We start from the raw sequence: 15761 nt of genomic DNA, 5'->3' as shown, positions 1-15761 counted from the left end.
ATTTTTAGAGGACAATTGACAGAGTACAGAGGACAGTGAAGGTTGATTTTTTGCTAACGCAAAATAATCTTTAAATTTATATAAATTAGCAATGTTTCACTTTAGTGAAACGAGTAATTGAAAATTTAATTAAAGATTTTTCGTAATGCAATGGAGAAAAATCCTCCTTCACTGTCCTCTGTCAATTGTCCTATGTCCTCTCAAAAATATTCACTATCTTTTTAATGCTCTTATATCTCCATTTCTAATAGCAGCTAACTTCTCAAATATCTTTTGAGTACTCCAATTCCACCACTGAACTTTAAGTAAGTCTTCTATAACTGAATCTTCAAACCGCTTTCTTATAATCCTTGCTGGCATCCCACCAACTATAGTATATGGTGGTACATCTTTCGTTACTAAAGCTCTCGTTCCAATAATAGCTCCATCACCAATATGCACTCCAGACATAATTACAGCTTCAAATCCAATCCAAACGTCATTTCCAATTACAATATTACCTTTGTTATCCCAAGCTTCACAAACCTTCATGGTATTATCCCACTCTTCATAGAAAATGGGAAATGGGTATGTGGACAGCGATTTTTGTGTATGATTGGCACTGTTAAAAATGAACTTTGCTCCACAAGCAATGGAACAAAATTTTTCTATGATAAGTTTGTCTTTATTAATAGGATAATGATACAAAACATTTTTCTTTTCAAAATCTTTTGGATCATTATAAAAATCATTATACATTGTAAAATCATCAACAATTATATTTGAATTAGTTATTACATTTTTTAAGTAAACAGTAGTAAAATCATTAGTTCTAGGATAAATCTTATTAGGATTAGGTTCTTGTTTCATACTTTTCGACTCCTTTGCTTAAGCATTCTCAACTAAAGCTTATAATAAAATTATAACTTCATTTCTTTTACTTTATCTAGCTCATAAATAATTCTGTAATAAACTTGCCTGATTTTCCATCAACAAATTAAAAAGGATATTTTTATATCATATAAGCTACATAATATAAAAATATCCTTTTCAGCTATATTAATTGTTTTTCTTCTCTAATTATTCTTCTAATACTATCTTCAGTAAGAAAAAATTGCTTAGAAAGTTCTTTAACAGATACACCTTTTTTATAGTTATTAAAAATTTCTCTATTTCTTTTTCTCAAGCTACTTTTTATACCACTATTTTCCCCCCAAGCTTTTTTACTGCTTAACTTTCTAGGTATATATAAATAGCCACCATCTACATACTGTTGAATTAATTCAATAACATGCTGCGGCAATATATTTTGTGCTTTTTCATATTTCATAATACTTACGCTCCTATCTGCTTTAAATTTGCAAATAACGAAGCAAAGTCCACACAAAAATATTTTAGCCAAAATTAACTTAAATTCGGCTCCGAACAAGACATTGTCCTATATTTTCATGTAGTCTTTGCACGGAGCCTTGAACACTGGCATTTTTTACTGTATATGCCATACATAATCCCCCAATCTATTTTAGTCCATAATTAATAAACCAAGTCTTATTAACTTATAAAACAATTTTATCACATATCTTCTCGTTTCTCATACATAATTACCCATACCTTGTGATATTAACTCTATTTTTTCATAATATCTATGCCTTTCTACTATGTTATCTTCCAATAAATACCCCTATATACCTATTCATAATTATGGTACAATATCCAAGTAAAACATGTTAACCACAGAAGGATGGCTGTGGAGGTTTTGAACATTTTATCCTCCTTTGGGCTATTGGTGAATTATTTCGCTGTAGCTAAGGAGGTGGTATTGGATATGTTAGATACTTTTATAAAGTGTGTATCAATTGTTTATGTAGTTAACTTAGTTTTAAAACATAATCTTTTTATATATCACTTAAAAATTAAGATTAAATTTCTTGGTCTTGATATAGAAGTTAAAAGCAAAGAAAAAAGTGCCCCATCCTCACAAGATTAGCACTTTTTCTAAGATTCATATTTTATAACATAAATCTAATCCAATAGCCCTAAAACAAAATAAATGTTCTAAGGATTGCTTAGTGTTAACGCACTAAGCTTTTCTTAATTATATTATATCAAAATTCATATAAAAATAAACATATATTTTTATAATTTATTTTATAGACTTTTCACTTACTAAAATTATTAATAATAACAAACAATTGGAGTTCCTGCTTCAATATTTTCATATATTGTCTGTGCTAGATAATGTGGTGAGTTTACACAACCATGCGAACCGTCTCCCATATATATACTACCTCCAAATGCTGGTCTCCATGGTGCATCATGAATTCCAATACCACCATTAAACGGCATCCAATAATCAACAGGAGAAGCATATCCCTGTCCTTTCAAAGTAGCATGTCTTTCTTTGTATTTTAAACTATAAATACCTTCTGGTGTTGCATGTCCCTGACTTACATTACCTGTAACAACGTCACCTTGCACTACTAAAGAACCATTTTTATAATACCATAAGTGTTGTCTTCCCATATCTACTTCTACATAGGTATTGCCAATATCATTACTGCTGTGAGATGCTGCAGTTTGGGTGTATGTTGGTTCCTTTTTTATAGACTTTCCTTCTTTAATTGCAGCAATTAAGTTTTGTGTTTCTTTTGAAGCATCAGTATACCATCCATAATCACCGCCACCAACTTTTATTGTTGATCCTGAGGATGCAGTAAAGCTTCTTGTTTTGCCAATTGTGTCATAAGTACCAGCAAGTTCATTCATATATTCTTTTACTTTTTTTTCATCAACTTCAGCTTTAAAGTCATCATTAACTGTAAGCCAATTATTTATTTTAGAACCATCTATAGTTTCCTGTTTGTCACCAAAAGTATAAGTAATTTTAGAAGATACATATTTATTAAGCGTATTTTTATTTTCAGTAGTTTCTTTAGATTTTACAGTGTACTTTGGTTTTACATAACAATTAAGCGCTTCTAAATCTATGGTAGTTTCACCATTAGCTATTGCCTTTACCACATTGTCCTTTAAAGAATTTTTATTAATCTTATTTCCATTTACCTCACTTACAACTTCATAACCCTTATCTGTATATTTAAAACTAGGATTTTTAGGTTCAACTACCTTTTTACTATCAAGGCAAGAAAGGTTGTTCATCTTCTGTTCTAATAAATCTTTATCATAGGAAACTTGAGCCTTCATTTTAGAATCACTTGTATTTAAAAACGCTAAAGCCCATTTATAACTACCCTGCTTATTCTTAAGCTTTTTAAATTCATCATCTGAATTATATTTTAATTTAATATCCTCCGCTTTAATTTGTTCACTTTTACCCTCACGTTCTTTTAAATTCAATTTATACGATTTTATTTCAGATGCCATTTGTTTGTCCACTTCTTCAACAGTTTTTCCAGAAACATTGATGCAGTTAATTTCAGATCCGAAATAAAAATGATTGTTAAAATATGCTGATGCACCTAAATATACAGCAAGCAAAACACAAAAAGAACTTGCAGTGCTTATGATAACTTTATTATATTTTTTATTATTTTTTTTACTGCTGCGTCTCCTACTTTCTTTACTCTTTTCTACATCCTTTTCTGCATCCTTTTCTGTTTCCTTTTCCAAAATACCCATCCCCTTTTTGATTACAATAAAAATTTAAAATTAATGCTTTATGATTTTAATATTAATCAATTTTATGTACATAAAACCTACATTGTATTTTATGTAATAAAACTCATACTTAAAACAATTATTATTTTACAAAAATAATAGAATAAAGGAACTAAAAGAACGGATATTAAATTACTCATATAGTTAATTTAGCACTTTATATTCTAACTACTTATCTTAAATAAAAAGTATATTTATAAATATTATTTACAGTATACAATAAAAAAGATACCACCTTTTTGCGAAAAATACAACCGCTTATAGCATCTATTTAAAAGACTTTTTCTAAGGGCAAAATAAGTAATATTATTTTTAATAAATTGTTTCTATTAAACATAAAAAGCAAGTAGTTTTTTAATTTTTAAACTACTTGCTCAATTCAAGTTAAATGCAAATTTTTATAGCATTTATCAACTTAAATTTTTATTATAAAATTTTCTAATACCCATACAATAACTATTACCATAAATGCCAAACAATATGATGTAACTAATAATGAGAAAATTATTCCATGTATACCTGCTATATCTCTTTATTTTTGATTTTGAAACTATGAATTTTGTAGGAATCTATTTATTCAAAAAGCAAGAATAACATTATATTAAATTTCTATAAATGGAGTTCCTTGTCCATTATGAAATTTGAAACCTACTTTTAAAAATTTGTAAATGGAAACCACTTTTTCCACAGATAAACCACTAATAATTTTGTTAATCATAAAACTTCACCCCTTTTCTCATGATAAGTTAGTCTTACAAAGTTGTCCATATATCTATCATCTCTTTGTTGTTTCTATAATATATCATAAGTTACAACATATATGCTGCTGATGTAAAAAACAAAGCTTAAAATGTAAAAATTCCTAAAAAAAACATACATGATACTTTTATCATGCATGTTTTGTATTTTTATGTATATTTTAATAAGTAGTTAAAATTTCTTTATTGCATGCTTCAATAGCATTTTCAACACAATTACCTATAACAATTGATAAATCAAGGACATCTATATTAATATCTTCTGGTATATTCAGCTTCGTCTTAAATTCAATATTACTATCCTTAGCAATATTAATATAATGTTTTAATATTAAATCTACAGTGAAATTTTTACACAACATATCTATATTTTCACATATTTCTGTTTCACTAAACTTAGTAAAATATTCTGATGCTGCTATGTACTTTTTAGTGTCTATCATTGACTTCATAGCCAAAAGATGATGTCGTATGTCATGTTTAAAGGCATAATAATTTTCAATAGATTTATTTAAGGTTTTATAATTTTGTTTCTGTAATTCTATTTGAGTATCTATATTTTTTAATTTATATTCCAATTCTACATTTTTATTTACAGACCAAATAGCAATAAAAATTATTGCATATGATAAAGTAATTATAATTACAAACATCAAACTATTAAAAATACCATAAAATTTAATAAGCTTATTAGCATTGAATTCATAGTAATTAGCTAAAAATATAAATATTATAATACTGTAAAAGGATATTATATTAATCACTCTATTAGTTATACATCTTAGTAATTCTTTATAGTTACTTCTAAATTTTAAATATACTATAGGAATCATTAAAGATTCAATAAAAGTTCTTAATAAGGTTGATAAATATTTATACATACTAAAGTCTTTAATAGGAAATAACACTATTATATAACTACTTATAAGTAATATAATAATTGAAAAAAGCCATGCAGTATTTATCAAGGTTATTAAGCTAGTACTTAATATATAATTCATATTATCATTCCTTTAGTTATTTAATTTTCTACCTTGATTATAAACTATTTAAAACATTTATCAAACAAACTCTCCATCGTCAAATTTTTTAATACCTATTACATTGACTATTACCATAAATACTAAACAATATATTACAAATGATAATTGCGGCATTATTCCATGTATACCTGCAGCTGCCGAAATATCCATAGATACTTTTTGAATTGCCCAGGGCCATATGTATTTTAGACCTTTTACAGCTGATATAAAAAATCCAAGCAGTGAACAACATGATGCTATCATAATCGATTTTGTAAATTCCTCATACTTTAAAGATAAATACATCTGTACAGAAATTAGTGGTAAAGCCCCCATCCATCCAAAGAATAAAATATTAATTATCCTGCCAATTGGAAAAGGATCTGTAATTCCATACAATTTTCCAACAATGAAGTATGCAAGTCCAAACACAACTTGTAAAAGTAAAACCATTAAAACTGCTGTTATGTATTTTGATATATATAATGACTTCCTAGAAACGGGAGTTGATAGTATGATTTTCATATTTTTATTCATGTATTCCACTCTAAAGATCATTGCACAATATATGCTTGCTATTATAGGAAATATAATAGGTGAATAAAACATCGCAACCTGTCCCCATCCTTTTAACCAATCATTTACATTTTGCTCCTTAAATACACTATAATTAGCCTTAAAAGTAAATAATCCTAATATAATTGGTATAAATGTAATTATTATTGAAATTATAAACGCTCTTTGTCTTTTTAATTTTAGTAATTCACACTTAATTAATCTATACAAAATATCTCACTCCTTCTTAAAGATCTTCCTTTTTATCGTACAAACGTAGTGATATGAAAGCCATACCCCCTGCTACAATAATACTTATAAAACTAAACATTACACTGCTTTCATTCATAACTGTGCTCATATTTGACGCAGAAATCATAGGTGCAGTAAAAAATGGATACATCCATATGAGAATCTTTCCAAAAGGAAGTGCAAAACCAAGTACTCCCAAAAAACATCCTATTACTCCACAAGCTATTGACACACCTTGATTCTTTACCATTATAGAAATTGAAAGCTGTAAAACTATAAATGGTAAGTAGCCAATTAAAGGACATAAACTCTGCTTTAATATTAAACCGTAAGCAGTACCTTTTATTCCTATACTATTTCCTAATAAGATTAAGCCACTAAAGGTTATACAAGAAGAAAAAAACATTATTATTAATACGCAAATAAATTTGGCTATATAAAGCAACTTCTTATCCTCTATAGAAATAAATTCAATTTTCCACATATCCGATTTATGTTCAATATCCACTATTTTAGAAATAATAATTGTAAATACTATTATCATAATCATAAAATTAAATCCGCTAAAATTATATAATAAATTCATCCAACTTTTTGATCCAGGTCTGCTTTCAAAAACATAAGCAACTAAAAATGATAATAATTCACCAATTAAAGCTAGTAAAAACAGCCTTTTTCTTTTCATTTTTATAAATTCTGCACAAACAATATCTTTCATTTATAAACTATTCTCCTTTCCAGTAAGGTTAAGAAAAATATCTTCTAATGAAGTTTTTTCTTCTTCTATTCTATATACCTTTATACCTTTAAAAACTATATCCTCGATTACTTGTCCCATTTTCCCATCATTTAGTCCACCTATCTCAATATATCCATCCTGTACATTATGAAAAATCTCCTTTTGATTTAATATGTTTATAGTGCCATTCATGTTATCTGTGCGTATTTTTATTTTTTCATGACCTTTACTTCTCAGTTCTTCAATAGTACCTTGATATACAAGACTTCCTTTAGTAATAATACCTACATGGGTTGCAATTTGATCAATTTCCGATAAAAGGTGGCTTGAAATTAAAACTGTGCTGCCATACAGCTTAGGAATCTCTTTTATCAATTCTCTTATTTCATGAATTCCAGAAGGATCTAATCCATTAGTAGGCTCATCTAGAATAAGAAGCTTAGGTTTTCTAAGAATAGCCATCGCAATTCCTAGTCTTTGTCTCATACCAAGTGAAAATTCTTTAACCATCTTATTTTTAACATCATTTAATCTAACAATTTTTAATACTTCGTCAATATCACTTTTAGATGAATTAGTTAAAGTACTCATTATCTTAAGATTTTCATATGCTGTAAGATGTGGATAACTGGCTGCATTTTCAATAAGTGCACCAACATTTTTCAATATGTCAGTTCTATTTTTCTTATTTTGATCATATCCAAATACACTAACACTTCCTTTTGTAGGTTTTATTAAACCTAAAATCATTCGTATTGAAGTAGTTTTTCCTGCTCCATTTGGTCCAAGGAATCCATAAATTTGACCTTCTTCGATTGATATATTTAAGTTATTAACTGACAGCGTTCCATTATATTCTTTAGTTAAATTTTTAGTTTCTATTATATTCATAGTTACTTTCCTCCAAATTTTCATCAACTGCTTTCGACTATTTAAATATAAAATATTTACCTTACATATCCATGAAATCTACCTTACATTTACCTTACAAAATATTTAATGTATAATATTTTTAGTTATTACATAAGACTGGAGGAATAAGATATTTAGTATGAATGATATTAAAGATTGCAAAATATTAATTGTAGATGACGAACTTTCTCTATCAGAAATGGTTAAAGATATTATGTTAAAAGAAGGATTTCATGAAATCTTTACAGCTTCTAGCTGTCACGAAGCCATAACTCAATTTAAAAAACTAACTCCTCATATAGTAATTTTAGACATAATGCTACCTGATGGAGATGGGTTTTCTCTTATGCAAAAATTTCGTGAAACCTCTATGGTTCCTATACTTTTCTTATCAGCTAAGGATCAAGATGAAGACAGACTTTTGGGACTAGGTCTTGGTGCTGATGACTATATTACCAAACCATTTCTACCCAGAGAATTAATTCTGAGACTGAGTATTATACTTAAAAGAACTTATTTTCCATTAGTAGGGCAAGCTAATAAAAAGCCAACTTTTTCTTTAGGAAATACAATCGTGGACATGAATAGTGGCACTGTAAAAACACAAAGTGAGGAATTAACCTTAACCGCTAAAGAATACGTCTTACTAGATAAACTATATACCAATAAAGGAAACATTGTAACTATTGATGCTTTATGTAAAGCTGCCTGGGGTGATGACTTATTTCGATATGAAAATACACTAATGGTTCATATTAGACGACTTAGAGCAAAGATAGAACCAGATCCTTCCCATCCAAAATATCTCTTAACAGTAAGAGGGCTTGGATATAAGCTTGTATTGGAGGCATAACTATGAAAAGAATGTCAAAAATAATTATGCGTTATGTCCTTTCAGCTGGTGGAATTATAATAATATTACTCATAACTAATATTATTGTATTTGCTTTATGCTTATCATCTAACAATTCTCCTACTACTTCACATAGAATATCTGAAATTAGTAAAGGATTGAAAAAAGAAGATAACAACTTCGTATTATCAAACAAAGCTTCCTCTATAATTACTAAGGAATTTCAATGGGCAATGCTCATAAATGATACCGGAAAAGTTGTATGGAGTAAGAATCTACCAAAGGATATTCCATTAAGTTATACTTCTTCTGATATAGCTTCTTTTACCAGGTGGTATTTAAAGGAGTATCCAGTTTATACCTGGAAGCATAAAGATGGATTGTTTGTAGTTGGTGGTATCAAAAATAGCACTTGGAAATCCCAGCTTGAAATCCCAGAAAACATTGTACGTAATAGTATAAAATGGTTGTCACTTGGATTACTTATGAATTTCATAGTTGCTATGCTTTTAGCTTTTTTATTTGGAATTCGTTTCTTCCTATCTCTGCGTAAAATTATAGAAGGCGTTGAAGATATGGCTAAGAAAAAGCAAGTTTTCCTTGGCACTAAAGGGGCTTTTGAGGAATTGGCCCACAATATAAATATTACTTCTAAGGAACTCTTAAGACAGCAAGCCTTAATAGAAAAGAGAGATACTGCTAGAAACAACTGGATTACTGGAGTGTCTCATGATATTAGGACTCCTTTATCTATGATTATGGGTTATTCCAGCGATTTAGAAGATAATGAAAACTTTTCTGAAGATGACAGAAAGAAACTTAGCATCATAAGATTACAAAGTGAAAAGATAAAACAATTAGTTAACGATTTAAATTTAACAATAAAACTGGAATATGAAATGCAACCTTTAAATATAAAACCTTTTTATGCTGCAGAACTTGCAAGGAAAGTAGTTGTAGATCATTTAAACAACTTATCTAACAATAGATATAACTTAGAGCTTTCCATTTCTTCTGAGGCCCAAAGTTGTATGATAAATGGTGACATGAGATTATTTGAGCGTGCTCTTAATAATATTATAGGAAATAGTATGAAACATAATAAAGATGGTTGTAATATTTATATTGAACTAGATCAAAAGGAAGGCAATTGTGTAATTGAAATCAAAGATACTGGAAGCGGCTTTAAAGATGATATTTTACAAACTTTAAATTTCTCAACTGAGTTTCCTACTAACAAATCGCATGGTCTTGGCCTTTATATTGTGAAACAAATAATTACAGCCCATGGTGGAAAGTTTTATTTTGAGAATTGGGAACAAGGCAGCAGTATAAAGTTATGTATACCTAGTTATAAGGAATAGTTTTTCCAACCTTCACTAATTTTTATGATAATGTTAATTGTTTCAAAAAACTTCTAACATAAAAACTTATTATCTGTAAAAAATAGTTTAGAAGGTGGTGATCATAAAATGACTAACCAAAATAACAATTCAAATTTTAATCAACAGTGTAATTGTTCAAACCCTAAGAATCAAAATAGTTCCCTAAATGCTGTACATGACAATAAATCCTCCATCTCCAATAAATATAAAAATGTTGAACCTCTTCCAGAATCCTCACGTCCAAGACGCGATGGCCCTGGTGGGGAAGATGGAGACTAATTTGTATCAAGCTAAATAAACAAGTGATAATATGAATTTTAATTTTGTAAAATAACAAATAAGTTCCATTCAAAATGGGACTTATTTGTTTTTAACCTCTTTAGCTGCACTTTTCCATAAAATTACTCTTGCTTAATGTTATCGGAGTTACAGGTTCACCATAAAAATCTTCTGCTTCTCCAATGACTTCACATCCAAATTTCTTTAATATATTTACAGTTATATCTCTTGCTTCAATATATACTTCTTCAGTATAGGAATTAAAAGTTTCTTTTAATGAAAATACAGCAATCTTCTGACCAATTCCTATTCCTCTTAATCTTTTATCAACAGCAAATCTGCCCCAATGCCATTTATCTTTTTCTTTCCATGCTGCTGCTACTCCAATAATATCTTCTCCTACTCTTGCACACCACCAAATTGGCTTTAAATCATCCTTCACTGGAATCAATTCTGCTGGAATACTTTGCTCATCACTAAATATATCTGTTGCTAATTTAATTGCTTCCTCCATATAATTTTCTGAAATTCTTTCTATTAATATTCTGGAATCATTCTTTTTAAGATTACTTTTTAATGCAAGGATGCGAAATGTTCTAAATGCTTTTACCATATTTTCTGTATCTTCGTTATCTCCCAAATTTAAAATTTCACTAATAAACTTGTTTGCTTTACAATCTCCATCATTTATAGCTTCCATACCTGATGGAAGAATACAAATATCCTTCATTCTTTTATCAATTTCAGACTTCTTCAATTCTAAATAATTTTTAGATTGTAAATTATTAACTATTCTACTTAGTGAAGCCTTATCAATGCCTAAATTTATCAGCAATTCATTAAAAGGAGTTTTTCCATTTTGTTTTAGATAATTTAATATATGAGCCTGCGCAAGTGTCAAGTCAGAATTTAAGCAATTGTGATTAAGCAAACCTAATTCTCTCACAATTAATCTTATTTCTTTTCTAATTATTTCTTCCTTATTCATAGCCACCTCCAAAGTTAATTGATATTATCAACAATTATACTTTGTTTCTATATTTTTAACAAGTCAAAAATATGTATTATGACCGTATCAGAGTATCTCTAATACGGTCATAATATATCATAATTTTCATTGTCTAATAACTTGTAAAACAACAATCCTTATTATTTTAAATACCATTATTCTCGTACTTTTATAATTTTTCTATACTATTCTTTTTTATAAAAGTATTATTATCCAGCTCCAAGAATGCTGAATTCAGTTCTTCCTTTGTATTCATAACTATAGGACCACCCCAGGCAATTGATTCTTTCAATGGTTTAGCAGATAAAAGTATAAAGCGCACACCCTGATTTGCTGCCTTTATCCAAAACTTATCATCATGACTAAACAATACAGCTTGTTTTTCATCAACTAAATCTTTAGGATTCTCAATGCTTTTATCAGGATCAAAAATTGCTTTTCCAGTAAAGATATAGACAAACAAAGTGTTTTCAGCATCATTTATGAAATTCCATTCCTGATTAGCAGGTAATTCAACATCCAAATAAGTGGCTTTAATGTATTTACCTTCAAAAGCACCTTTATGACCTTGATAATCTCCAGCAATTATGTGAACCTTTGTTCCATTTTCATTGATTACTGGTATATTTTCAGCCTTTATATCTCCATAACTTGGTTCAGTCATTTTGTCTTTGGCAGGCAAGTTCAACCACAATTGAGCACCTAGCATACGTCTACTTGCCTTAGGCATTTCCTGATGGATAATACCAGAACCAGCTGTCATCCACTGGCACTCTCCATCAAGAATACTTCCGCTATTACCAAGACTATCCCCATGCTCGATGTTTCCATTTATCAAATAAGTTATTGTTTCAATTCCTCTATGAGGGTGCCAAGGAAAACCCTTTATATAATCTTCAGATTTGTCTGAATCAAAAGCATCTAACATTAAAAATGGATCATAATCTTTAGTGTCATTATACCCAATTACTCGAACTAACTTTACACCTGCACCGTCAACAGCTGGTTGACCTTTTGTGATCTTAATTACTTTTCTCAATGTATCCATATTATTCTCCTTTCTTTTCTTATTTTAAAATTCAAAACATATATAACTTAGAGTTCCATATGCATAGCTTTGGTGTAAAAGCTTCGGCTTATCTCTATTACCGCTTCCCATTGCTATAAACATAGGAACTATGTGCTCTTCACGTGGTACTGCATGTTTTGCATAAGGTGCTAACTTTCTGTAGTTAAACAGAGTATCCTTATCATTATCTTCCACCTTTTCAATAAACCAATCATCAAACTCTAATGCCCATTCTTCTACTTTTTCTGAATTCCAGTCAACTGTAGCAAGATTATGAACAGTTGAACCACTTCCAATTACTAATATATCCTCTTTTCCTAATTCCCTGATGGCTCTTCCTATTTCATATTGCCTTTCCATAGCTAAAAATGGATTTACTGATACTTGAATAATAGGTATATCTGCTTTTGGATACATTAAATATAAGATATCCCAAGCACCATGATCCAGTCCTCTATTTTTATCAAGCTTACTTTCAATACCATGATTTCTTAACATAGATTGCAGCTTTGAAGCTACCTCTACAGATCCTTTAGCTGGATATTTTATAGAATACAGTTCTTTTGGGAAACCATAAAAATCATAAATCATACTATATGTATCATCCATAGAAGAAATGGTTGTAATTTCACTTTCCCAATGTGCTGTAAATATCACTATTGCTTTTGGTTTCTGTCTACTTCCCAAGTCTTTAAGAAAATCCGTATACTCGTTTTTTTCTGATACTAATGTCGGTGCACCGTGGCATATAAATAATGAAGAAATCATTTTTTCACACCCTTTTACTAATATTTTACTAATCTTCAAACTGAACATTTAAATAATTTTTTCATAACTTTGCTTCTATTAATTTAAAAAATAATTAAAGTATTTTTGTAATACGTCTTATTATTTAATAATAACTATTCCTTATATTTTTATTATTTCATTTATTGATTATAATGTCAATATATTTGCACAATTCTTTCGAATTACATATTATACCAATGAAGTAACATAGGTGTTATTTATATTTTTTAATTTTACAATTCTGTAACTTTAATCCACTCTTCTGGATGATTCATTTCCCATTGTAATTCCTGTAAAAGCACCTTTATGTGATAACCATCTACTACAGCATGATTAACCGTAATAGATAAAGGCATTATAATTCTACCCTTCGTTTCAGTAAATCCACCAGCTTCAAAAATTGGTGCATAATAATTTTTTGCATTTTGCAATTGCATTGATAAACCATTAAAACTAAACCATGGAACACAAGATATGATATAGTTGTTAGAAGGTGGCGTTTCCTTTGATAACATAATATTATGACTCTTTCCATACTGTTTCATATCTGAAATATAGCTTTTATAAAACACCTCAAAATCCTCATCATATTCTGTCCAAAGAAATGTTATTGTTTTATTATCTTCATGAAATACTGGATAAAAAGGAGTCCGATAATCCCAATATCCTAACACATCATCTCGAATTGCCATAAGAAATTCCTGCTGTTTTCCAATAGCTCTAGTTACTAAATAAAGATATGTAGGAAAGAATTTTAAGCCTTTGCTTTTTAATGTATTTCTAAGAATTGTAACATCCACTGTAACACTAATAGAATAAATAAGTGTTGATACTGTTTTTGTAAAGTAATTGTATGTGTGTGCTCTTGGCCATGTATCCATGTCAATAGCATGAAAATTTGTATTCATATGCTTATACCTCTATTTGATTTTAATTAAGTTATAAGCAAATTATAACCTCATCTCTAATTACTTATCTAGTTCATAAATGATTCTGTAATAAAGTTGTTCCTGCTATGAAAATTTAAAAACGGTGTTTTTATTATTACTACTTAGGCAATAGTCCTCCACAGAGAGCATCAGTCAAGGCCTCATCCATTTGAATTTTCCATATCCCATCTATTTTGTTAAGAGTGATTTTTAGGTTAGTTGTAATCATTTTATTATCAGAATTTTTGATTGCTTCAATGAGTGGATTATCTGCGTCTGCATAACGTACTATATCATTATCTACATTTGATAAATCACGGTTAGTGATTTTCACTTGAACTGTTGTAACATTTCCATTTTCATTCACTTCTCCTATATCATAAGAAAAATTGGAAAAAACACTCTCTATAAGCTCTTTCCCTTTGCCATTTAAATTATTGCCAAAAAGCTTATTATCCTTATATATGAGAACACCTTCCCGTCGCTCTTTATATTGAATAAACTGATTGAATTTCTTGAAATCCCCATTCTTTAATGCTTCAAAAGCAATTTGTATAGTTTGTTTAGGAGAGGTTTTTGATGACAATCTAGTCGTTTTATTGCCCTCATCTGATAAATTTCCACAAGCGGATAGTGAAATTGTAAATACAAAAACAAGTACTAAAAGAGAAAAAATTTTTTTCATTTTAATGACCTCCTAAAAATGTTTTTATTAAAAAAGTAAAGGTAAAAAGGAACAGCATTGCAATAGCAGAAATACCCGCAATAAATAAAAGTATACTAAACATTTTTCTGGATTTAGTATTCTCCTTATTTTCTTTAGAATCAATTTCTATTGGCTTACTTATCTGCTCCTCACCTTTTAATAAATAGTCCGTACTAACATTATAAATTTCACTTAATTTAATAATATTATTGATATCTGGATTGCCTTGGTTACTTTCCCATTTTGATATTGCTTGTCTTGTTACTCCTAATTTTTCTGCTAACTGTTCTTGAGAATATCTTTCATCTTTTCTTAATTTTTGTAATCTTTCAGATATACCCATTAAATCGCCCCCTATCTTCTTCCATTATATAGAAAACGAAAGGTTGCAGTCTACCAAAAAGTGCTGAAAATTTGTCAACCAAACGTTGCTATTAGTTTTTACATATAAGAAATGTCCTTCCTCTAGGCCAATCTTATTACTCTAAAACTACTTAATTTATAATGCTGATAATTAATAAAATAAAAAAAACATACTGGATTTCTCCAGTACGGTCATATGTATCATGGGTTTTAATGGTAGTGGCAAATCTCTACTTCCAGAATCAACTAATTTAAACAATTTCTTCATTTTAAAATAGCGTATTAGTTTTAATAAAAAACTAATGTAATCTCATAATATTAAAGATTGCAGTTAAAATGGCGTATCCTCCAGCAATTACGACCCAATCCGGCCAGTGGCTTGACCTTCTTTTTTGTTTATTAACAATAATTCCAACAAAGCCTATTAATAATAAAATTATTCCTAGTATACTCCCTAGAATAATACCAATTAACATCTTGCTTC

At 29.0% G+C, this 15761-nt stretch carries 18 protein-coding genes; 4 read left to right on the top strand and 14 right to left on the bottom strand.

The window, feature by feature from the left end; translation table 11 throughout:
- Positions 1 to 213 precede the first annotated feature (213 nt).
- Positions 214 to 849, bottom strand: a complete 636-nt coding sequence (locus Ccar_RS22345; protein ID WP_007060528.1) for a CatB-related O-acetyltransferase — start codon at positions 847 to 849, stop codon at positions 214 to 216.
- Between the two features lie 184 nt (positions 850 to 1033).
- On the bottom strand, positions 1034 to 1309 hold the full coding sequence (locus tag Ccar_RS22340; protein ID WP_007064550.1) for a CD3324 family protein: 276 nt from the start codon (positions 1307 to 1309) through the stop codon (positions 1034 to 1036).
- A 495-nt stretch (positions 1310 to 1804) separates the two neighbouring features.
- Between Ccar_RS22340 and Ccar_RS27160 the strand changes: the two genes are divergently transcribed.
- On the top strand, positions 1805 to 1966 hold the full coding sequence (locus Ccar_RS27160; RefSeq protein ID WP_007064551.1) for a hypothetical protein: 162 nt from the start codon (positions 1805 to 1807) through the stop codon (positions 1964 to 1966).
- A gap of 188 nt (positions 1967 to 2154) precedes the next feature.
- Here Ccar_RS27160 and Ccar_RS22330 read toward each other — a convergent pair whose 3' ends face one another.
- The 5 genes from Ccar_RS22330 to Ccar_RS22310 form a co-directional block, all read right to left on the bottom strand.
- Positions 2155 to 3477: a L,D-transpeptidase family protein gene (locus Ccar_RS22330; protein WP_007060531.1), complete on the bottom strand. Its 1323-nt coding sequence runs from the start codon at positions 3475 to 3477 to the stop codon at positions 2155 to 2157.
- Between the two features lie 1099 nt (positions 3478 to 4576).
- Positions 4577 to 5416, bottom strand: a complete 840-nt coding sequence (locus Ccar_RS22325) for an ATP-binding protein (protein WP_007060532.1) — start codon at positions 5414 to 5416, stop codon at positions 4577 to 4579.
- A gap of 60 nt (positions 5417 to 5476) precedes the next feature.
- Entirely contained in the window at positions 5477 to 6223 is a 747-nt protein-coding gene (locus Ccar_RS22320) for an ABC transporter permease (RefSeq protein ID WP_007060533.1), read from the bottom strand.
- Positions 6224 to 6239: 16 nt separating this feature from the next.
- The gene (locus tag Ccar_RS22315) at positions 6240 to 6962 is read right to left on the bottom strand and encodes an ABC transporter permease (protein WP_007060534.1); all 723 of its coding nucleotides are present in this window, start codon (positions 6960 to 6962) and stop codon (positions 6240 to 6242) included.
- Positions 6963 to 7874 carry an ABC transporter ATP-binding protein gene (locus Ccar_RS22310; RefSeq protein WP_007060535.1) on the bottom strand — a complete coding sequence of 304 codons (912 nt, stop codon included), beginning with the start codon at positions 7872 to 7874 and terminating at the stop codon, positions 6963 to 6965.
- Between the two features lie 160 nt (positions 7875 to 8034).
- Between Ccar_RS22310 and Ccar_RS22305 the strand changes: the two genes are divergently transcribed.
- From Ccar_RS22305 to Ccar_RS22295, 3 genes are all read left to right on the top strand, one after another.
- Positions 8035 to 8748, top strand: coding sequence for a response regulator transcription factor (locus Ccar_RS22305; protein WP_007060536.1), 714 nt, complete (start codon positions 8035 to 8037; stop codon positions 8746 to 8748).
- Positions 8749 to 8750: 2 nt separating this feature from the next.
- Positions 8751 to 10112 carry a sensor histidine kinase gene (locus tag Ccar_RS22300; protein ID WP_007060537.1) on the top strand — a complete coding sequence of 454 codons (1362 nt, stop codon included), beginning with the start codon at positions 8751 to 8753 and terminating at the stop codon, positions 10110 to 10112.
- Between the two features lie 108 nt (positions 10113 to 10220).
- On the top strand, positions 10221 to 10412 hold the full coding sequence (locus Ccar_RS22295) for a hypothetical protein (protein ID WP_007060538.1): 192 nt from the start codon (positions 10221 to 10223) through the stop codon (positions 10410 to 10412).
- Positions 10413 to 10512: 100 nt separating this feature from the next.
- Here Ccar_RS22295 and Ccar_RS22290 read toward each other — a convergent pair whose 3' ends face one another.
- The 7 genes from Ccar_RS22290 to Ccar_RS26920 all read right to left on the bottom strand — a co-directional run bounded on the left by Ccar_RS22290 (position 10513) and on the right by Ccar_RS26920 (position 15753).
- On the bottom strand, positions 10513 to 11400 hold the full coding sequence (locus tag Ccar_RS22290) for a GNAT family N-acetyltransferase (RefSeq protein WP_007060539.1): 888 nt from the start codon (positions 11398 to 11400) through the stop codon (positions 10513 to 10515).
- Between the two features lie 190 nt (positions 11401 to 11590).
- Entirely contained in the window at positions 11591 to 12469 is an 879-nt protein-coding gene (locus Ccar_RS22285; protein WP_007060540.1) for a pirin family protein, read from the bottom strand.
- A 24-nt stretch (positions 12470 to 12493) separates the two neighbouring features.
- On the bottom strand, positions 12494 to 13258 hold the full coding sequence (locus tag Ccar_RS22280) for a DODA-type extradiol aromatic ring-opening family dioxygenase (RefSeq protein ID WP_007064556.1): 765 nt from the start codon (positions 13256 to 13258) through the stop codon (positions 12494 to 12496).
- Positions 13259 to 13512: 254 nt separating this feature from the next.
- On the bottom strand, positions 13513 to 14187 hold the full coding sequence (locus Ccar_RS22275; protein WP_007060542.1) for a CatA-like O-acetyltransferase: 675 nt from the start codon (positions 14185 to 14187) through the stop codon (positions 13513 to 13515).
- A gap of 139 nt (positions 14188 to 14326) precedes the next feature.
- A complete protein-coding gene (locus Ccar_RS22270) occupies positions 14327 to 14893 on the bottom strand; it encodes a hypothetical protein (RefSeq protein ID WP_007060543.1) in 567 nt (188 codons plus the stop codon).
- Position 14894: 1 nt separating this feature from the next.
- On the bottom strand, positions 14895 to 15257 hold the full coding sequence (locus Ccar_RS22265; protein WP_007060544.1) for a helix-turn-helix domain-containing protein: 363 nt from the start codon (positions 15255 to 15257) through the stop codon (positions 14895 to 14897).
- Between the two features lie 319 nt (positions 15258 to 15576).
- Positions 15577 to 15753: a hypothetical protein gene (locus Ccar_RS26920; RefSeq protein WP_007060545.1), complete on the bottom strand. Its 177-nt coding sequence runs from the start codon at positions 15751 to 15753 to the stop codon at positions 15577 to 15579.
- Positions 15754 to 15761 lie beyond the last annotated feature (8 nt).

The sequence above is a fragment of the Clostridium carboxidivorans P7 genome, from assembly GCF_001038625.1.
In the GTDB taxonomy this organism is placed as follows: Bacteria; Bacillota; Clostridia; order Clostridiales; family Clostridiaceae; genus Clostridium_AM; species Clostridium_AM carboxidivorans.
Note: the sequence above shows the minus strand (reverse complement) of the source record. Positions and strands in the feature narration are given on the sequence as shown.

Bases quoted from the DNA above. Each gene is read 5' to 3' on its own strand.
- Ccar_RS22305 (WP_007060536.1), top strand. From the start codon at position 8,035: ATGAATGATATTAAAGATTGCAAAATATTAATTGTAGATGACGAACTT.
- Ccar_RS22325 (WP_007060532.1), bottom strand. From the start codon at position 5,416: ATGAATTATATATTAAGTACTAGCTTAATAACCTTGATAAATACTGCA.
- Ccar_RS22300 (WP_007060537.1), top strand. From the start codon at position 8,751: ATGAAAAGAATGTCAAAAATAATTATGCGTTATGTCCTTTCAGCTGGT.
- Ccar_RS22280 (WP_007064556.1), bottom strand. From the start codon at position 13,258: ATGATTTCTTCATTATTTATATGCCACGGTGCACCGACATTAGTATCA.
- Ccar_RS22275 (WP_007060542.1), bottom strand. From the start codon at position 14,187: ATGAATACAAATTTTCATGCTATTGACATGGATACATGGCCAAGAGCA.
- Ccar_RS22315 (WP_007060534.1), bottom strand. From the start codon at position 6,962: ATGAAAGATATTGTTTGTGCAGAATTTATAAAAATGAAAAGAAAAAGG.
- Ccar_RS22265 (WP_007060544.1), bottom strand. From the start codon at position 15,257: ATGGGTATATCTGAAAGATTACAAAAATTAAGAAAAGATGAAAGATAT.
- Ccar_RS22290 (WP_007060539.1), bottom strand. From the start codon at position 11,400: ATGAATAAGGAAGAAATAATTAGAAAAGAAATAAGATTAATTGTGAGA.
- Ccar_RS22295 (WP_007060538.1), top strand. From the start codon at position 10,221: ATGACTAACCAAAATAACAATTCAAATTTTAATCAACAGTGTAATTGT.
- Ccar_RS26920 (WP_007060545.1), bottom strand. From the start codon at position 15,753: ATGTTAATTGGTATTATTCTAGGGAGTATACTAGGAATAATTTTATTA.
- Ccar_RS22345 (WP_007060528.1), bottom strand. From the start codon at position 849: ATGAAACAAGAACCTAATCCTAATAAGATTTATCCTAGAACTAATGAT.
- Ccar_RS22285 (WP_007060540.1), bottom strand. From the start codon at position 12,469: ATGGATACATTGAGAAAAGTAATTAAGATCACAAAAGGTCAACCAGCT.
- Ccar_RS22310 (WP_007060535.1), bottom strand. From the start codon at position 7,874: ATGAATATAATAGAAACTAAAAATTTAACTAAAGAATATAATGGAACG.
- Ccar_RS22340 (WP_007064550.1), bottom strand. From the start codon at position 1,309: ATGAAATATGAAAAAGCACAAAATATATTGCCGCAGCATGTTATTGAA.
- Ccar_RS27160 (WP_007064551.1), top strand. From the start codon at position 1,805: ATGTTAGATACTTTTATAAAGTGTGTATCAATTGTTTATGTAGTTAAC.
- Ccar_RS22270 (WP_007060543.1), bottom strand. From the start codon at position 14,893: ATGAAAAAAATTTTTTCTCTTTTAGTACTTGTTTTTGTATTTACAATT.